This is a genomic window from Frateuria sp. (assembly GCF_035695185.1).
GTDB lineage: Bacteria > Pseudomonadota > Gammaproteobacteria > Xanthomonadales > Rhodanobacteraceae > Frateuria_A.
In genome coordinates this window covers 66,607-83,173 of sequence record NZ_DASSES010000015.1, presented here as the reverse complement: position 1 = coordinate 83,173, position 16,567 = coordinate 66,607, and the positions used below count along the sequence as shown (strand labels likewise).

Annotated in this window: 13 protein-coding genes and 1 pseudogene; 8 read left to right on the top strand and 6 right to left on the bottom strand. The window is 64.2% G+C overall.

From position 1 onward, the window contains the following. The 4 genes from VFH59_RS01020 to VFH59_RS01005 form a co-directional block, all read right to left on the bottom strand. On the bottom strand, positions 1 to 1,133 hold a 1,133-nt coding region (locus VFH59_RS01020; protein WP_325163024.1), incomplete at its 3' end, for a tyrosine-type recombinase/integrase. A 312-nt stretch (positions 1,134 to 1,445) separates the two neighbouring features. Beyond that, on the bottom strand, positions 1,446 to 2,063 hold the full coding sequence (locus VFH59_RS01015; RefSeq protein WP_325163023.1) for a hypothetical protein: 618 nt from the start codon (positions 2,061 to 2,063) through the stop codon (positions 1,446 to 1,448). Then, on the bottom strand, positions 2,017 to 2,916 hold the full coding sequence (locus VFH59_RS01010; protein ID WP_325163022.1) for a hypothetical protein: 900 nt from the start codon (positions 2,914 to 2,916) through the stop codon (positions 2,017 to 2,019). Before VFH59_RS01010 ends, VFH59_RS01015 begins: the two co-directional genes overlap by 47 nt. A gap of 202 nt (positions 2,917 to 3,118) precedes the next feature. Then, on the bottom strand, positions 3,119 to 3,661 hold the full coding sequence (locus VFH59_RS01005; protein ID WP_325163021.1) for a DNA-binding protein: 543 nt from the start codon (positions 3,659 to 3,661) through the stop codon (positions 3,119 to 3,121). Positions 3,662 to 3,764: 103 nt separating this feature from the next. On the opposite strand from VFH59_RS01005, the pseudogene VFH59_RS01000 reads away from it, so the two are divergent. Together VFH59_RS01000 and VFH59_RS00995 are read left to right on the top strand one after the other, a co-directional pair. Beyond that, positions 3,765 to 4,785 (top strand): annotated as a pseudogene (locus VFH59_RS01000) (site-specific integrase). 131 nt (positions 4,786 to 4,916) lie between these two features. Further along, entirely contained in the window at positions 4,917 to 6,017 is a 1,101-nt protein-coding gene (locus VFH59_RS00995; protein WP_325163020.1) for a hypothetical protein, read from the top strand. A gap of 65 nt (positions 6,018 to 6,082) precedes the next feature. Here VFH59_RS00995 and VFH59_RS00990 read toward each other — a convergent pair whose 3' ends face one another. After that, positions 6,083 to 8,551, bottom strand: a complete 2,469-nt coding sequence (locus VFH59_RS00990) for an NERD domain-containing protein/DEAD/DEAH box helicase (protein WP_325163026.1) — start codon at positions 8,549 to 8,551, stop codon at positions 6,083 to 6,085. Positions 8,552 to 8,771: 220 nt separating this feature from the next. Then, on the bottom strand, positions 8,772 to 9,668 hold the full coding sequence (locus VFH59_RS00985; RefSeq protein ID WP_325163019.1) for a helix-turn-helix transcriptional regulator: 897 nt from the start codon (positions 9,666 to 9,668) through the stop codon (positions 8,772 to 8,774). A 106-nt stretch (positions 9,669 to 9,774) separates the two neighbouring features. On the opposite strand from VFH59_RS00985, the gene VFH59_RS00980 reads away from it, so the two are divergent. The 6 genes from VFH59_RS00980 to VFH59_RS00955 all read left to right on the top strand — a co-directional run bounded on the left by VFH59_RS00980 (position 9,775) and on the right by VFH59_RS00955 (position 16,418). After that, positions 9,775 to 10,959, top strand: coding sequence for a metallohydrolase (locus VFH59_RS00980; protein ID WP_325163018.1), 1,185 nt, complete (start codon positions 9,775 to 9,777; stop codon positions 10,957 to 10,959). Continuing rightward, on the top strand, positions 10,946 to 13,210 hold the full coding sequence (locus tag VFH59_RS00975; protein WP_325163017.1) for a ThiF family adenylyltransferase: 2,265 nt from the start codon (positions 10,946 to 10,948) through the stop codon (positions 13,208 to 13,210). The genes VFH59_RS00980 and VFH59_RS00975 overlap by 14 nt, the downstream gene beginning before the upstream one ends. A 107-nt stretch (positions 13,211 to 13,317) precedes the next feature. Further along, positions 13,318 to 13,710 (top strand): MBL fold metallo-hydrolase, encoded by a 393-nt coding sequence (locus VFH59_RS00970; protein WP_325163016.1) that lies wholly within the window; start codon positions 13,318 to 13,320, stop codon positions 13,708 to 13,710. 24 nt (positions 13,711 to 13,734) lie between these two features. Then, positions 13,735 to 14,382, top strand: a complete 648-nt coding sequence (locus VFH59_RS00965; RefSeq protein ID WP_325163015.1) for a hypothetical protein — start codon at positions 13,735 to 13,737, stop codon at positions 14,380 to 14,382. Positions 14,383 to 14,405: 23 nt separating this feature from the next. Next, positions 14,406 to 15,245 carry a hypothetical protein gene (locus VFH59_RS00960; RefSeq protein WP_325163014.1) on the top strand — a complete coding sequence of 280 codons (840 nt, stop codon included), beginning with the start codon at positions 14,406 to 14,408 and terminating at the stop codon, positions 15,243 to 15,245. A 243-nt stretch (positions 15,246 to 15,488) separates the two neighbouring features. Further along, positions 15,489 to 16,418 carry a hypothetical protein gene (locus tag VFH59_RS00955; RefSeq protein WP_325163013.1) on the top strand — a complete coding sequence of 310 codons (930 nt, stop codon included), beginning with the start codon at positions 15,489 to 15,491 and terminating at the stop codon, positions 16,416 to 16,418. Positions 16,419 to 16,567 lie beyond the last annotated feature (149 nt).

Below are 16,567 nucleotides of genomic sequence, written 5' to 3'. Positions count from 1 at the left end.
CGGGACGGGAGAATGCCGGATCCATTGCGCTTCCTCTCGATGTCTTGCGCCCACAACGGCAGGTCGTCGGGCGTAGTCCCCAGCGCGGCGTGTTGCCGGTGGGCCTTCAGGCTGTGGCGGTTCATGCGGCTGCTGACCGCCAGGTAGCGCCGGGTGGTTTCGATCGACTCATGGCCCATCAGCACGCGAATGCGTTCGATGTCAGTTCCATCGTCGTAGAGCATCGTTGCGAACGTCACGCGGAACCGGTGCACACCCCACGTGCCCAGTCCGGCGCGGCGCGCCGTGCGGGTCACGGTGTTCTCCACTGCCCGCACGCCCAGCCCGGCACCCTTGCCGCCGCTGCGTGACAGGTTCACGAACACCGCGTCGGTGTGCAGCTCAGGCAAGCGGCTGCGCATGTCCAGCCACCGCAGCAGTTCCCGAACCACGGGCCCCTCGATCGGCACCGTGCGCTCCTTGGCGCCCTTGCCGAACACGTGCACCAGGCCCTTGCGATCGCTGGCCAGCTCCAGCTGGTCGACGCGCAGGGCGGACAGTTCCTCGCGCCGCAGGCCGGCGGTCAGCAGCACCAGCAGCATGGCCCGGTCGCGCTGGCGAACCTCCTCCGTGTCGCCCTCGTCGACCGCGGCAAACAGTGCACGCAGCTGTGCCGGCGTGTACTTCTTCGCCTGGCTGGTGACGCGCTTGGGCGCGGCATAGCCGCGGGTCACGTCCCTGCCCTCGCCGCGTGTGTCCAGGTAGCTGAACAGGCTGCGCACGGCCATCAGCGCCTGCCGCCGAGCAGAGGCGGACAGACGCCGCCGCACGTACAGCCACCGCTGCCAGCTGTCTAGGTCGCGCGTCTGCAGCTCGCGCCAGTTCAGCCCCTGCTCCTCGGTCCAGCTGACGAAACGCGCCACCGCCTCCACGTAGTCGGCCACGGTCGTCGCGCCCCGGAACCCGCGCACCACCACCAGGCACTGCACCCACAGCCAGCACGTGCACAACCACGTCGCATCACGCCACGCCCGAGCCTCCACGGCGCGCAGCGCACTCGCCAGCGGCCCGCCCTCGGCAAGGAGGGTCGCCCGCAGCTGCAGCTCCTGCGCCGGCAGGACCAGCCCGGCCGGGATCGGCGGCACCTCAGCCACGCAGCACCTCCCCCGCGCCCCCTCCGGCCAAAACCCGGGAGGCCTCCCATTTTTCGAGGGGCAAACAGGTAAGGCCCCCGGGGGCCGTGGGGCCTGCTTTCGGAGGGGGGTGTCCTGCCCCGACCCCAGCAGCACGCCCGCAGCCCGCACCACGCAAGGCTTTCGGGCCGTCGCCTTTCGGGTTCAGTCCAAACCCACGTAGCACCGAACCCTGAGTCGAGGGTGCAGCGGCTAGACCGCCACGGTTGAGGGCTTCCAGCCCTACCCCTGAGGTAAGTGTGGTGGTGGGTAGAACAACGGTAAGGCGAACCATCATGACGCGAGCCCCAGCAGACGCGCGGCCTTCGCCCGCGCAGCAGCCACCGCCGGCGGATCGGCGGCACCAGGTGGGATCCGCTTGCGCACCTCCGCCGGCAGCGACTTCGGCAGCGGCGCGCTCAAGTCAGCGCCCATCGCGTGCTGGTTCAGGGCCACGCGGTAGGCGCCATCGAACAGCTGCCGCACTCGGCTCGCACTCTCCGACCGCAAAGCCCAGGCGCTCACCGACCTTGCCGCGGCACCGATCGCCGGATGGCTGAACGTGAACTCGCCCTTCGTGTCCCTCGCCCAGTTGAGCGCCTCGCTCAACGCCGACTCGAGCGGCGGCGCATCCGGACTGCACAGCCGGATGAACTCCTCATCGCTCGGCGGCCAGCCGGTACCGACCTTCGACAGCATGGCCAGCCCGCGCTTGACCGCATCGGCCGTGATGCCAGCGGCGCGCAAGGATGCAAACCACACTGGCCGCGCCTGCGGATCCTCGAACTGCTCTCGCCAGCGATGGCCGTACTTGCGCTTGAACACGCAGAACAGCTCGGCCACGGCAACGCGCAGCGCCTCTTGGTCAGCCAACGCGAGCGAATTCGCGGCTGAGCTCGTCACCTCGCTCATTGCCACCTCCCGTTTGCTGGTTGGATCGGGGCTGTTCGCCGGACAGCACCTCGTCGACGAAGCACGCCAGGTAGCCGAGGTTGACCGGTGCCTGGCTGCCAGCCTTGGCTCGTGCTGCCTGTGCACGGCCGAGCGCATCGCCGAGCTGAGCGTCGGTGATGCCCTGGACGATCCAGTTGCTGAGGTTCCGGGCTTGGAACCGGCGAAGGCCGAATGTCGTGGGGATGCCGTGGGCCTCTGCCCACCCCCAGAACTCACCCGGATTAACGATCGCGCACCCGCGCTCGCGCACGGTGCGCGATGTATCTGACTTAAGCGAGGTGTTTGTATCTTGCCTAGAGCTATCGGAGAAAGAGCAGTTGCTCTGCTCTTTCTCCTCTGTGGTCGTTACTTCGCGTGACTCGTTACTCGTTACGCTCGTAACGCCGTTACGGGCGGGGCAGGCGGCGCCAGGAGCAGGCACTTGCCCCTCCGCCTTCTTGACCCTCTGGCGGTCCCGATAAGCCTGCTGGCGCGCGGCATTGGTGCGATCGTGCTTGACCGGCTGGAGGTCATCCCAGTTGGCGAGGTGGCCGTCCACGATGATCCCGCGCGCCTCGATCGCGGCCACGGTCGGCCGGATGATCGAGTCCAGCGACCACCCATAGAAGTCGCTGATCGCCTGGGCGTCGTAGCCGGCGACGGAGCCGCGAGGGCGTGCCTTGGAGGCGCACTCCTTGAGGGTCCACATGATCGCGGCGACGTGCCCAGGCGTTACGCTTGGGCCGGCCTCACGGGCGATGCCAAGCCAGCGCGGATCGCAGGCCTCACCGAAGTATTGGCGGCACCACTCCATCAGTGCTGCCCCGGCCATGAAAGCCGCGGGTCATGCACGCGCGCTGCACGTGCGCCAGCATCATCATGCGGCGTCTCGTGCCCTGCCAGGCCTTGTGCTGCAACGATTCCCACAATGACCCCCGTTCGGGGGTGGTGCGGTCGCTGAACCCGTCAAACTGTCTATTATGTAAAATCAAAGACGTGGCTGTTTCAGGCACGATCGGCATCCAGGCCGCCCCCTACTGCTGTCCCCTCAGTTGCCGCAGTTCTTCGGACTGGCGGTCACACAGGCTCTGAAGCCGATCGCGTTGCTGCAGCAGATCCGTGCGCAACGCATGGCTGTCCTGCAACTGGCTGTCCAGGGTTGCGCAGGCGTGTTCGGCCAGATCCCGCTCGGTTCTGGCCCGTGCGACCTCAGCGGCCGCTTCCTGCAATCGCGCTTTGCAGGAATCACGTTCCTGCGTCAGCTTTGCCGCGGAAGCCTCCAGCGCGGCACGCTCGCCCGCGAAGCGGTCGGTCAGCGCGCGCTCGGATTCCTCGATGGCCATTCGCCACAGCTCGGCCATGGCGTGGCTCACATGACCAGGCACCTCCGGTAAGGCGTTGACCTGACGCAACCGCCCCCCGACCTGGCTGCGCCACACGTCGAGCATACGGATGATCGTGTTGGGCGAGCCCGTACCCAGCGCCGCGCGGATCTTTTCGACCGTAGGGTTCTTGCCGGCGCCCAGAATCGCATCCGCCGCAGCATTGACCTGCTCTTGGGTGATGCCCCGGGGCATGCGCGTGTCTCCTGGGTCGGGCGGCCCTATCCGGCGTTTTCAGCCGCGATAAGTGATGATTATCGCGGGTATACGCCCCATTTCGTAGTATACATTACACGCTATGAAAGATATTTCCGCCCTTCCGACCCCTGCCCAACCCGCGGCCAGCTTGGCGCTTCCTGAGCAACTGGCCCAACAGGCCGCCGACGCGGTGCGTGAACTGCTCGCCGAAGCGGCTGCGGCCAACACCACCCGCAGCGGTGCCGGAAGCCACCGTGCTGCAGTTCGTGGTCGACCACGTGGTGCGCCGGTCGGCCGAGGGCGAATTGGCCTGGGAACTGCCGCCGGCGGTCGACCAAGCCTTGGTGGCCGCCGGCCTCAAGGCCAAACCCGGTCCGTGGACGCTGGCCACCGTGCGCCATCGGGTCGCCGTGCTCTCGACGGCTCACCGGCTCAAGCGGCTGCCGAACCCGTGCGAGCAGCCGGCGATCCGCACCGTGCTCAGCCGCGCCGCCCGCGCCGCGGTCAAACGCGGCGAGCGGCCGCGGAAGAAGACTGCGATCACCCTGGCGGAACTCGAGGCAATGCTGGCGACCTGCGACGATAGCCTGGAAGGAATCCGCGATCGCGCCCTGCTCTGCTTTGGCTTTGCCAGCGGTGGACGTCGGCGCAGCGAGATCGCCGCGGCGGATCTGCGCGACCTGCGCCGGATCGGCCCGCAGGCGTACATCTATCGCCTCGAGCACAGCAAGACCCAGCAAGGTGGCGTCACGGCCGGCTCGACGCCAGACAAGCCGGTGCTCAATCGGGCCGCCGCGGCGTTGGAAGCCTGGCTGAGCGCCGCCGGGATCACCGAGGGGGCGCTCTTTCGGCGGCTTTGGAAGGACCGCGTCGGCCCTCCCCTGTCCCCGGCGGCCGTGGGTGAGCTGGTGCAGCGCCGGGCCCGCCTGGCCGGACTGGAGGGCGACTTCGGCGGACACAGTCTGCGCTCGGGCTTCGTCACCGAGGCCAGCCGCCAGGGTGTGGCGCTGCCGGCGATCATGGCGATGACGGAGCACCGGGCCGTGTCCAGCGTGGTGGGGTATTTCCAGACAGGGAACGCTTCCGCGAATCCTGCCGCTCGTCTGCTCGAAGATAGCTAATGCTGCGCACGCGGTCGCTACGGGGTCGAGCATCGCGAGCCTATTGATTGGCCGCTCGATGACAGTCTTGAGCGACAGAAGTTGGGCCTATTCTGGGTACGATGCCAGAACTCTTCAGACGGTACGGATGTATGGGACAGGCGGTCATTGCCGACAACTGGTCATTGCAGATTGTGGCGGAGCTGCTAACCGAAGGGCTCGATCGCGATCAGTGTCAGTTGCTGCAGGTTACAGCCGACGGGGCGCCGCAGCTGAAGTCGGTGCCCGCGGCTGCCATCGCGCTGGAGTGCCTGTTTGACCTGCTCACAGACTTGGTGCTGCGCGACCAGATCCTGGTCGAGGCCGCCCACGTCGACGCGTGGCAGCGTGCCGGCCATCTGTTCGCTCCCGCCACGCAACAAGGTGCATTGCGCGGATACGACTTCCAGCCGCGCGACCCGGAGTTGGGTGCAGTGCGAGAGGCGTTTGTCGAGCGCTTGGCGTTCACTGCGCCGCTACGGGAACTTCATGAGCAATACAGGACCGCGTACCGTGAGCACGGGGTCAGCTCCCACCCGCTGGAATCACAGATCCTATGGGGCGGCGCCGGCATGCTGGCACGTGCGGTGAAGTTCGACACCCCTTATACGCCGCACCCGGCGCGCCGCCGCTTTTATCAGATCGCTGGCGTCGCACTCCCTGACGCCAGTGCAGCCGATCGCACCCTCGACATGGTGCGTACCAGCCGGACCAAGCTGCAGCGACGCGAGACGCGCAGCGAATCGCTGATGTCACTACGGCTGATGCTCGACCCGATTCCGTTACAGGTCATCCGTGAGGCCAGCAGCCCTGGGGCCCTGATTGCCGGTGCCGTGGCACTGCGCGATCGCTTCCGGTCGGTGCGCGACTGGCTCGGGTTATATCAGCAACACGTCAACAACCCGAGTGGCGGCCCTATCTCGACCTACGAGCGCACGCTGGTCGACATCGCCCGAGGAGTCGACGACGCTTTGGCTGGCGCCGGGCTCGCGCAGTCGTCGATGAGCGTGGGTTTTGATGGATTCAGCCTGTCATGGAATCCGGCCGCCAGTTGGCGCAAGTACCGCAATCGGCTCGGCGTGCGCGCGATGATCAACCAACTGGTGCTCGCGCCCGACGGCCGCGCTGAACTGAAGAAGCTGCTGGGCTGGTTCGATGCGCAAGGGACGGCGGTCGAGTTCGCCGTGTTCGAGCATTTCGGACACGCACACTAAGGGGCGTAACGAGGTCAGCGTCCATGGGTACGGAGCGTCCAGTTGCTCAGCCAAGGCTCGTCTAATCACCTTGGCGGGATGGCATAGATCCCCTTCGCCACCTTGCTCAGATGGCCACGCTTGTAGGCGACACCGCACGCAAGCGCGAAATCGCGCTGCCAGAGTTCCAGCGTCAAGCCCTGCGGTGGCAAATAGCGAACATAGAGCTCGGCCGCGATACGGCGTACCTCAAACGGTTTATGCGGCGGCAGCAAATTGATCAACGAATACATGAAGCCGACGGCGGCGTGATAGGCGACGCGGCCTCCGACAACCTGGCCACCTCCCACCAGATCATGGCCCCCATGGCGCTCGGCCAGCGACCACGCCGCGCCGGCGGCAAGCGATAGCGGCAACGACTTTTTCTCGGCCTCGCTCAGCGCCTTCGGGTCGGTCGCCATGACGAGGCGATCGAGTCTTTGAAGCTCAGGGACGGCTTGCGCAGGGAGTGGTGCCGGCCGTGCGTGGGCCTGGCTGCAGATGGAACAGGCCCTGGGCTCTTCTGGGGACAGCGGGTTAAGCCGGTGGGGCGTGACAAAGGCGCAGCGCGGACAAAGCCGCACGCTGTGCGGAGAGCCGCCGGGACTATCCGCCGCGACGTCGCGCACGGACGATGCCAGCCAAATGTCACGCAAGGAATCTTCGTGCCAATAGCAGATGGGCCACGAGTAGTAGGTCGCGAGATAGTCGATCCAGAACTGGGACAGATCCTCGTGTGCGACCATCAGCCAAGCTCCCCACTCGGGCAACCATGCGATCCGCGCGCTCCGCAAATCGAGCCATTTCAAATCGAAGTTCGCCTGCAGAATTTCGCCGGTATGGGCCCTCAGGCGCGCCGCCTCGGCTCGCGCGGTGTTGCCGGGCATGGCCAACAGCGTTTGCTGGAAAAGGCTGTCCACACCCTCAGCCCCTTTCACGCCCAACACTTCTGCGTCATACAATGCGATACATAGCGTCGTGGCACGGGAATACGCACAGAACAGCTCGGCATCGTCCATTTGTTCGGCGTGCAACACGATCACGACCGGCGCTTCCAACCCGCGGAAGCGTGAGACCGAGTAGAAGCGAACGGGTGCAGCTTGATCGCTCGCTGCAACCCATCCATATTTTTCCAACACCACAATGTCCGACGTCGGCACGCCCTTGTCCGCAAGCATGGCGAGGGTACGGTGCAGCGCCTCGGGCACGCCGACGACCAACACTTCTTGCAAGGTGTCTGACTCGATGTCGCGCGGCATAGTGAGCTGATAATCGGGTCGCCTAACCGCTCGGAGCCGCCGGTACACCGCGCTGGGTGCGCGAAGGGCGATCGTGAGGCCAAACGGCTGTGAGACGCCGAGGGATTGGCAAAGTTGCGGGACGGAGACGCGTTCTTCCTCGAAGGCGAACACTTGCGTTTCATCGCAGCACGCGACCAATTGGCGATCAGCATGCCAAGTGCTCAGCCAGTGGATCCATGCCGGCCGGAACGTTTGCGCCTCATCGATCAGGATGGCGTCGAAAGGTTCGAGGTCCCCATGCGCGGCGGCGTGCCGAATATCGTCGACACACCCCTGGTCCAGCCACGCGGTGTCTCGCTCCCCTCCCCCCTTCGGTCGCCCAGCAGCAGATCCGCAGAACGCGTGCCACGTGGCCACCTTGAGCCGCTTATGACGTCCGAGCTGCCTCTGAATGAACTGCGCAAGGAGCGCATTGAAGGTCAAGACCAACACCCTTTGGCCCTTCTGGAGCAGACGTCTGGCGCTACCAATCAGCAGGAGAGTTTTTCCGGTGCCTGGCCAGCCGGTGATCACCGTGGAATCGCCGCCCACAATGTCGTCGATCACGACGGATTGCTCGGGGGTCAGACGCAACCACGTTTTGTCGTCCCAGATCACCCGTGCGCCCCACGACGGAGTGCCATCGAAGGCCGGGCAGATGGCGTTGATCAATGCGCGCATCCGCTGCTCACCCAACGGCGGATTGCGCAGTGCCCCGCGCCAATAGGTCATGATCTCCACGATCCGCCGTCCCATATGCGGCAAACCGGGCCTGTCGATCACGATGGTTTGCGGAGGGTCTACGCTCAGATCCGTTAACCCCGGGCTCGTCACCTGACCCTCAAAGTCACTGTGCGGGAACGCCAGCGCGTAGCCCATCCGCAGGTAGATGCCAGGCTGGCCTCCCAGCCACCTCGCCAGGCCATGCGTACTCGCTCGGACTTGCTCGAGCGCCCGGGTTTGCGTCCCCGATTCGATGTGCACGAAGGCCACACCCTGCACGCTGTGCGCGCCGCCCTTCACCTCGATCGCGAGAACACCCAGGTCCGCGTGCACCACGAGAAAGTCGATTTCGCCGGTCACCGCTTTGACGTCGCTGATCTCGCGGACCGCGGCGCTCAGCCAAGGCAGGCTATGGATGACCGTGAAGTCATCTTGCAACTGATCCCGGATGAGGTAATAGACCTCCTGTTCCGCGTGGCTGGCCCTGGGAACCGGTCCACAGTTGGGAATCATCACCGCCACACTCGTTCTCCTGCGTCGTGCCAGAAGGAATGCACGTAAGGCAATCCCTCCTTCCATCGGATGCACTACCTCAGCGAAACAACGCGCCCTCATCACCGAAGAGCTTTGCAGTTGGCGCTCTTCCGCCACCGCCACCCACGGTGCGCGACAAAGGGGTCGAGGTTGCCGTGGCGGTGCGGCGTGTACGGGGGTGACGCTGCATGGGATCGGGTCAGCCGGCCTGATGGGCCAACTGAGGCACGTAGGGGATAAGGTCCTCGCGATTCACCAACACGATCTGCTGCTCCGTGGCAGGTAGCGCCGATGGCGTGGCCAGGCCCAGGCGCTTGAGAAGGTAGTAAGCCAGGGCCTGGCGTGTGGGAACAGTAAGCTGGTCGTCTTCCATGCCGTAGTCCAACGCAATGGCACGGCGGGGACCTTCGGCCAACGAAGGGTGCGGCGCAATCACCACATCCAGCATGCGATGCCAGGCTTCATCTTGGGCGAGGGTTCGGTCCGATCGGTCCCCGATCGTCATGCTCAGGATGCGAGCAAATACAAAGTCCCGGTACCCGTTGCGCAAGTGACAGTACCCACGCATGTGCCAGCGGTAGCCGTCGTAAGCAAAGACCGTAGGACTGACGACCCGCTCAGTCGGTTCCGGTCGGCTGACGGCTTGGTAGCTGATCACTAACTGGCGTCCCTCTCGTATGGCCATCAGCGCAAGCCGCAGATGGGGCGCGGCCACCGTTCGGGTCGGGTGCCGCACCACATCGGCCGGGGGTGCCGAGCCGATAAAGCTGACGTCAGGCAACAACACGCCGGTTGTCAGCGCATAGAGTTCGGCCAGGTAGCGCCCGCTGCTCGCATCGACAAAAAGCGGCCGAAAAGTCGGCAACGCCACGTAGGTCTTTTGAGAGAGGTCGTACTCAGTGTTGCCCGGGGCTAGCTCCATGTAGCGCGCCAGATCCAGCGATGCCTGGGGAATGGATATCCCGAAGAACTCGGTCAGGGCCGTTCGGTTCAGGCGTCCCTCCCAGGTAAGCCGGTGATCGATGAACTCCAGGCGCCTGTCCTGACCCCAGCGTCCCCTGCGGGCGGTCGGCTTGTCGATCGCTTTATTTTTCATTGGCTTATCGTGTGAACGTGATTTCACGTATAGTGACTATACGGATATAGAAATTAGCTGTATACTGGGCACACACCCTAGGGCCTGTCTCCCGGAAGGATCGCCAATGAGCGCCATGATCACCTTTTTCCCCGTCGGTTGTGGCGATATGGCGCTGGTCCGCCTCGCGGATGAGCCGGCCACTCACATCTTGATCGACGTGAACATCCGTGGCGCCGCGGATGATCCGGACGATCCCACCCGGGACGTGGCCGCGGATCTGCGCGCACGGCTCCCGCGTGATGGCCAGGGCCGGCCGTATGTGGATGCCTTTTTGCTCAGTCACCCGGACAAGGACCATTGCACTGGGCTGCAGAACCACTTCCATCTGGGCGCGATCGCGGATTACCCGGACGATAAGCTCCCCGATCACCTAAAGAAGATCGTCATCCGCGAAATCTGGTCCTCGCCGATGGTCTTCCGCCGCGCCTCGCGAACGCACACGTTGTGCGAGGACGCCAAGGCCTTCAACCGGGAAGCCAAGCGCCGTGTCCAGCGTTTCAAAGAGGGGCTGCCGCTGATCGATGGCGAGCGGGTGCTGATCCTGGGTGAGGACGAAAACGGCAAGACCGATGCGCTGACGGCAATTCTCGTGCGCACGGGCGACACCTTCAGGGCGGTCAACGGGAGGCCCAACAGCTTTTTCCAAGCGCAGTTGCTCGGGCCGCTGCCTCGGCAGCCGGAGGACGACGAAATACTCCTCTCGAAGAACCACTCCAGCACCGTACTCAACATGCGGCTGGCCTCGTCGCTGCTCCGGCAGGATAGCTGCCACTTCCTCACCGCCGGCGATGCCGAAGTGGCCATCTGGGAGCGCCTGTGGCGCCGCTATCAGGCCACTCCGGAGGTCCTCGCCTACGACGTCTTGTTGGCCCCCCATCATTGTTCATGGCATTCGCTGTCCTATGACAGCTGGTCGGCCTTGCGCGAACAGGCGAAGGTGGCCCCGGACGCCCGCTCGGCGCTGGCACAGGCCAAGTTTGGGGCGCTGATCATCGCCAGCGCCAAGCCCATCCAAGACGACGATTGCGACCCGCCGTGCATCCGCGCCAAGAGCGAATATCAGTCCATTTTGTCGCGCCCGGGTGGTCTGTTCCTATGTACCGGGGAAGAACCCAACCGGTCCGCCCCCGAACCGTTGGAGATCGAGATCACGGCGGCTGGCGCGAAGAAGAAGACCGCACGTGCGCGGGGCATCGCCGCCGTGGCCGCCGCCGCCGCCCCGCGAGCGGGGACGCATGTGCTTCGTTGAGTGGGGCGAGCTGATCCCGGGAGCGACCGCGGATCAGCGGCAAGAGCCGCAGCTGCAGGCTTTGCTGCGCGCCTGTGGCGAGCATCCCGATATGGAGGTGGTCGAGCTGCGGCGTGTGCCGGGCGATGCCCTCGGTCTCGCTATCGTGGTGGACGTCGGCGATGGCACGGTAGCGCCCGGCAACGCGGTCGGCATCCTGCGCCGCGAACGGCTGGCCTTGGTCTATCGACCGGCGGCCGCGATGCCATTCGAAGTGCGTCCGCTACGCCGCGACTTTCCTGAAACCTTGCACCAGCATTCGGTCGCTGCGGACGAGCCTCGCTCGCTCTGCCTGTATGACCAGCCATGGTCCGAGCTCGAGCGCTCCTGGACAGCGGGCAAGTTTCTGACCCGCGTGCTGCAGTGGCTTGAGCGAACGGCCGATGGCTCCCTCCATGCCGACGATCAAGCACTGGAACAGTTATTTTACGACGCCGGTGTCCACCTGGTTCTGCCCTCAGTCTTCCGTGGCGTGACCGCCCTTCCCAACCAACCCTTGCGGTTGCGCTTGGCCCATCAAGGGCCGCCGCACACGACTCTGATCGGGTCGTTTGGCTCGGACCCTGGACTTGCCTCGCCGGGGCTTCCGTTCGTACCGCTGCTCTGCGAGGTCCCGGGTGTTGCCCACCCGCCGATCCAATCCCCACCCCGTTCCCTGGGCGAGCTGCAGGCGCGGCTGGAACAAGCTGGCTCGTCCTTGTTTCCTGCCCTGACGGATGCTATCCGGCAGGCATCCAAGGGCGGACTCACGCCCGCCCGGGATAGCGCAAACGCACATGTACTGCTGCTCGTGCGTGTGCCCCGACTACGGGCGGGCGACGTGGAGCGCGTCGATGTGGTCGGGTTCCTGCTTCAAGGCGATATCGCCGGGCTGGGGCTTTGCTTGGGCGTCCTGCATCAGGTGCAGCCCGGGGGAGCGGCGTTTGCGTTCACGACGATGCAGTCCGAGCCGCAAGCGCCGGGAGCCACGGTCGAGGCTTGGCGATCGCTTGCCCTGGACCCCATCCATATCCGTTACCGCGTGGATAACCGAACGGCCCGCCTGTTGTCTGGCTTGGCCAGCTTGGACGAGGGGCCGCGGGGAGTGCTGGCTGGCCTTGGGGCCCTGGGGAGCGCGCTGGCCGAGCTCTGGGCCCGTGAAGGATGGGGACGCTGGGATCTGGTCGACCCTGACATCGTCGAGCCGCATAACGTGGTGCGCCACCTCGCCAGAGACCCGCACATCGGGTTGCCCAAAGTGGCCGTGGTCAAAGCCCTCACGCAGGACATCCTCGGGGAACCCTGCGATACCGAAGCCATTCAGGCGAGCGCCAACGCGCAAGACCACGCGGCCCTCCAGCGGGCCCTCGCAGGGGCCGATCTGCTCGTGGATGCCACCACCACACTGGACGTGCCACGGGATTGGTCAGCCACCGACATGCCACGTACTGCCTCGGTCTTCCTCACGCCTTCGGGGCGGGGATCGGTCTTGCTGCTGGAGGATCGCTTCCGTGCCATCCGTATGGCGGCCCTGGAAGCGCAGTATTACCGCGCCGTGCTGCGGGAACCCTGGGGCGCGGTACATCTGCGACCACAGGGCGCGGTGCGTGTCGGAGCGGGCTGCCGTGATCGTTCGTTCGTGATCTCTGCCGCGCAGATTGTCCTGCACGCGGCCTTGCTGGATCAGGCAATACAGCGCTCGGTAGCCAACGACGCGGCCAGCATCCACGCGTGGACGGTAGACCCGAACACCGGCGCGGTGGCATTCCACCAGGCGCCCGTGTTCGAGGTATGCCAGCAGACGCGGAGTGGATGGACCATCTACTGGGATCTGGGGTTGGAGTCGGATCTTGCGTCCATGCGCAACGGTGCCCTTCCGAGCGAAACAGGAGGCATCCTGTTGGGCGTGGTCGATCACAAGCTTCACACCATCCACTTGGTCGAGGCATGTCCTGCGCCCAGCGACAGCCAAGCCACCCCTCACGATTTCATTCGCGGCACGCAAGGCGTCGTTGAAACACGCCAGGCCTGCCTTGACCGCACCCAGGGGCAAGTCGACTACGTGGGCGAATGGCACTCCCATCCCCCAGGAGTTGGAGCTACCCCAAGTCCCACCGACGCCGAACTGCTCGGCCAGCTCGCTTGCGCGCTTGTGGCCGATGGCGTGCCCTCCGTCATGGTGATCGCTGGCGCGCATGGCGAGGTCAGCGTCTCCCTGGGCCAGGTGCTCTGATGCCGTGCCTGTGCGATGTCCAACCCTCTTTCGTGGGCAAGGTCTCCGTGAGACGTCTTGCCGGTTCAGAGGCGCTCGCCTCTACAGCAGCAGTATGAGACGGGACGATGACTTACGCTTTCGAAATCGATTTCCTCCCCGTCGGCGACGGTGAGCATTGTGGCGACGCGATCGCGATGCGATGGCGCGAGGGGGATATGCACCGCGTCTTGGTGTACGACGGCGGCACGGCGGAGTACGGCCGCAAGCTGGCTGAGCACATCGGCACGTACTACGGCACCGACCACATCGATTACCTGGTCAATTCCCATCCGGACAACGATCACGCCGCAGGGCTTGTCCACCTCGTGGAGAACCTCACCGTGGGCGAGGTTTGGATGCATCGCCCTTGGGAGTACTCCACGCAGATTCGGCAGTACTTCCACGATGGACGCATGACCGACACTAGCCTGCGAGAACGCCTGCAGAAGAAAATGAGCGCGGCGTACTGCTTGGAGTAGGCCGCGCTCAAGCGGAACATTCCCGTGTATGAGCCGTTCGCGGGCACCACGGTGGGAATCTTCAAGGTGCTATCGCCTGGCAGGGCCCGCTACATCCATGAGCTGGTGCCGGCATTTGAGAAAACGCCACAACGTAAGGTGGAAAGCGTGCTGGAGACGGCTGAACGCATCACCATGGAAGACCAGAACAGCGCCTGGGAATCGGAGTACCTGCCAAGCAACGTCAGCACGAGCGCAGAAAACGAGAGCAGCGCCATTCTCTACGCGCACTACGACCGACAGGGTTACCTCCTGACCGGAGACGCAGGGGTGGTATCACTCGCGGCCGCTGCGGATTTCGCGGCAGCGCAAGGCATCCAGTTGCCGGCGCAACTTACGTTTGTCCAGATCCCCCACCATGGTGGCCGCCATAACGTGTCGACCGATGTACTCAACCGCATTGTTGGCTACCCTGTGCCCGAGACTAGACAGCCCACCCGCATGGCCTTCGTGTCCGCGTCCAAGAAGGCACCCAAGCATCCGAAGCGCTCCGTGACCAACGCCTTCATCCGTCGCGGCTTCCAAGTCGCGCAAACGAAAGGCACCCACATACGATTCCGTGTTGGCATGCCTCCTCGTGAGGGCTACGGCGCGCTCAGATATGTGCCCTTCGCTCAGGAGGGTGACGAATGACTCCTCGCTTGCCCAGCAATTGGATGACCAAAGCCGCCCTGGTTCTCGATCCCTACGAGCGCCAGGCACGTCTGTCGCCGGCGTTCCTGTGCCTGGCGCCCGCCATGGTCATGGCCGTTTCCCTGTATTCAAGCCAGCTTTGGAGTCTTTGGAGCCTGGCCAGCCTCGCGGTAACCGTGGGCGTCATGTACCTGCTCGCGGATGTGGCGCGGAGCCTGGGCAAGGCGAAGGAAGAAAAATTGCGCGCGCGTTGGGGCGGTGTGCCAAGCACGCAGGTGCTGCGACACCGCAACGAGGTGTTCGACGCGATGACCAAGCGCCGCTATCACGCTTTTTTGGCGAAGAAAATCAAGGTCAACTTCCCCTCAGAAGCGGATGAGCGGGTCGACCCGACTGCTGCGGATGCTGTTTACGCGGCGGGCTGCACCTGGTTGAGGGAGGCAACACGAGACAAGAAGAAGTTTGCTCTTTTGTTTGGCGCCAACATCAACTACGGGTACCGCCGTAATGGTTACGGGTTGAGGTGGCTCGGGTTAGGAATCTGCGGCGCCGTCATTGCTTGGACCTTCCTTCGGCACGGTCTTGTGGCATTCGAACAGCGCGTTGCTGCGGCTCCCGATCTGGAATCCGTTCTGAGCGCCGGGGAAGTGGCGACTGTGCTCACCGCGGTGTGCATGGCCCTCCTCTGGCTGCTGTATTTCACCCAGGGCAGGGTACGGCAAGCGGCGTTCTTCTACGCTGAACGTCTCATTGTCGCGTGTGAAGTGCTTCCCGCCACAGCAAGAAAGGGGCTTGCTAGGAAGGCCAAACCGAAAACTATGGACGAGCGCGCCACAAGCAAAGGGAAGGACAGGTCCGTTTAGCCCGGACCTGCATAAAAGAACGGCCCTGCTGAGGAAGGGGCGCCACAAACCGCTGCCGCTGGGCGGTAGATTAGTGATGCCTCGAGAGCTCAACGGAGCATTTCCGATTGGAAACAGCACTACCTTCCCGCGTGCGAGGATTGCCAAAGTGCGGAACCGTTGCAATGGTGGCGGCTCGCCCTCGCTGGGACCTTGCCTGCCGGCCTATCTCTGTTCCGCACAAGTAAGTAGCGGAGACGCTTGATGAGCAAAATGAAGTCGGAGCGGCACCATTGGTGGCCGCAGTGCGTCTCTGAAAGATGGACCGACACAACAGGTGGTGTTCATTGGCTGCTCCCGACTGGAGAAGAGCGCCATGCGCGACCGGCATCGTTTGGCGTGATTGGCAATGGTCACTTCATAAAGCTTGGCCGGCAGCCAGGCCAATCCACGTCTTGGGACCAGAATTTTGAACCCGTCTTTCAACAGGCAGACGATCGATTTCCGGCTGTCATCGATTGGCTCGAATCTCTCGCGTTTGAGCCACGAATGGGGCAGCCCAAGCGAGAAAGGTATCTTCCACAAATCAGCTCGGACAAACTTTTCGGACATATGGTCGAATCTTTGACCTCACTGGCCGTTCGTAGCCCGATGACACGTGAAACATGTGTTTCCCTCGCGGAACACTTGCGCGGGCGCTTGCCCGAACGTGAGCGGAACAGCCTCATCGCATTAAACCTGCGAGACATTCATACCCGCGCCGTGAAGGCCTTTGGTGTAAGTGGCAAGGCTGCGGCCATCTTGTCTCCTGACCGTGAGTTCGTGTTTGGAGACGGCTTCTTTCACAACCTCAATTCGCTAACTGGCCCGCCAAGCCAGCCTCGCATCCTTGCGCCGCTCACCCCGCGGCTCGCAGTCCTTTACGCTATTCCTATGCGATATAGGGATGAGCCGCGCCTGTCGACGCTCCTCATCGACGCAGGCGAGGCCGACGTGCTCAATCAGGTAGTGCAGATCTACGCGCGCCAAGCTCTTTTTTACCGGTCCGAACGCCCTAGGGTAACGGACGAGTTTCGAGCCAGTCAGCATCGGCGATTTATTGCCCCGGGCCACGTTGTCGACGAGATGATTCACGCCATGCCCGGGGTCCCCGATCGTGACACGACCTTTGACCTATTCAGTTCGCCTGCATAAGACGTGCTCGAGCGATGTTGGCGGAGAGTGCCTTCTGGCGCTGCCCTCGGGCGGAATGGCGAAGTTCCTAGGCAACGGACATGTCCGCTTGGGTCTAAAGCAGACGCCCGCCCTACCCTCGATAACGCACCCTTATCGCCCTGCCCTGA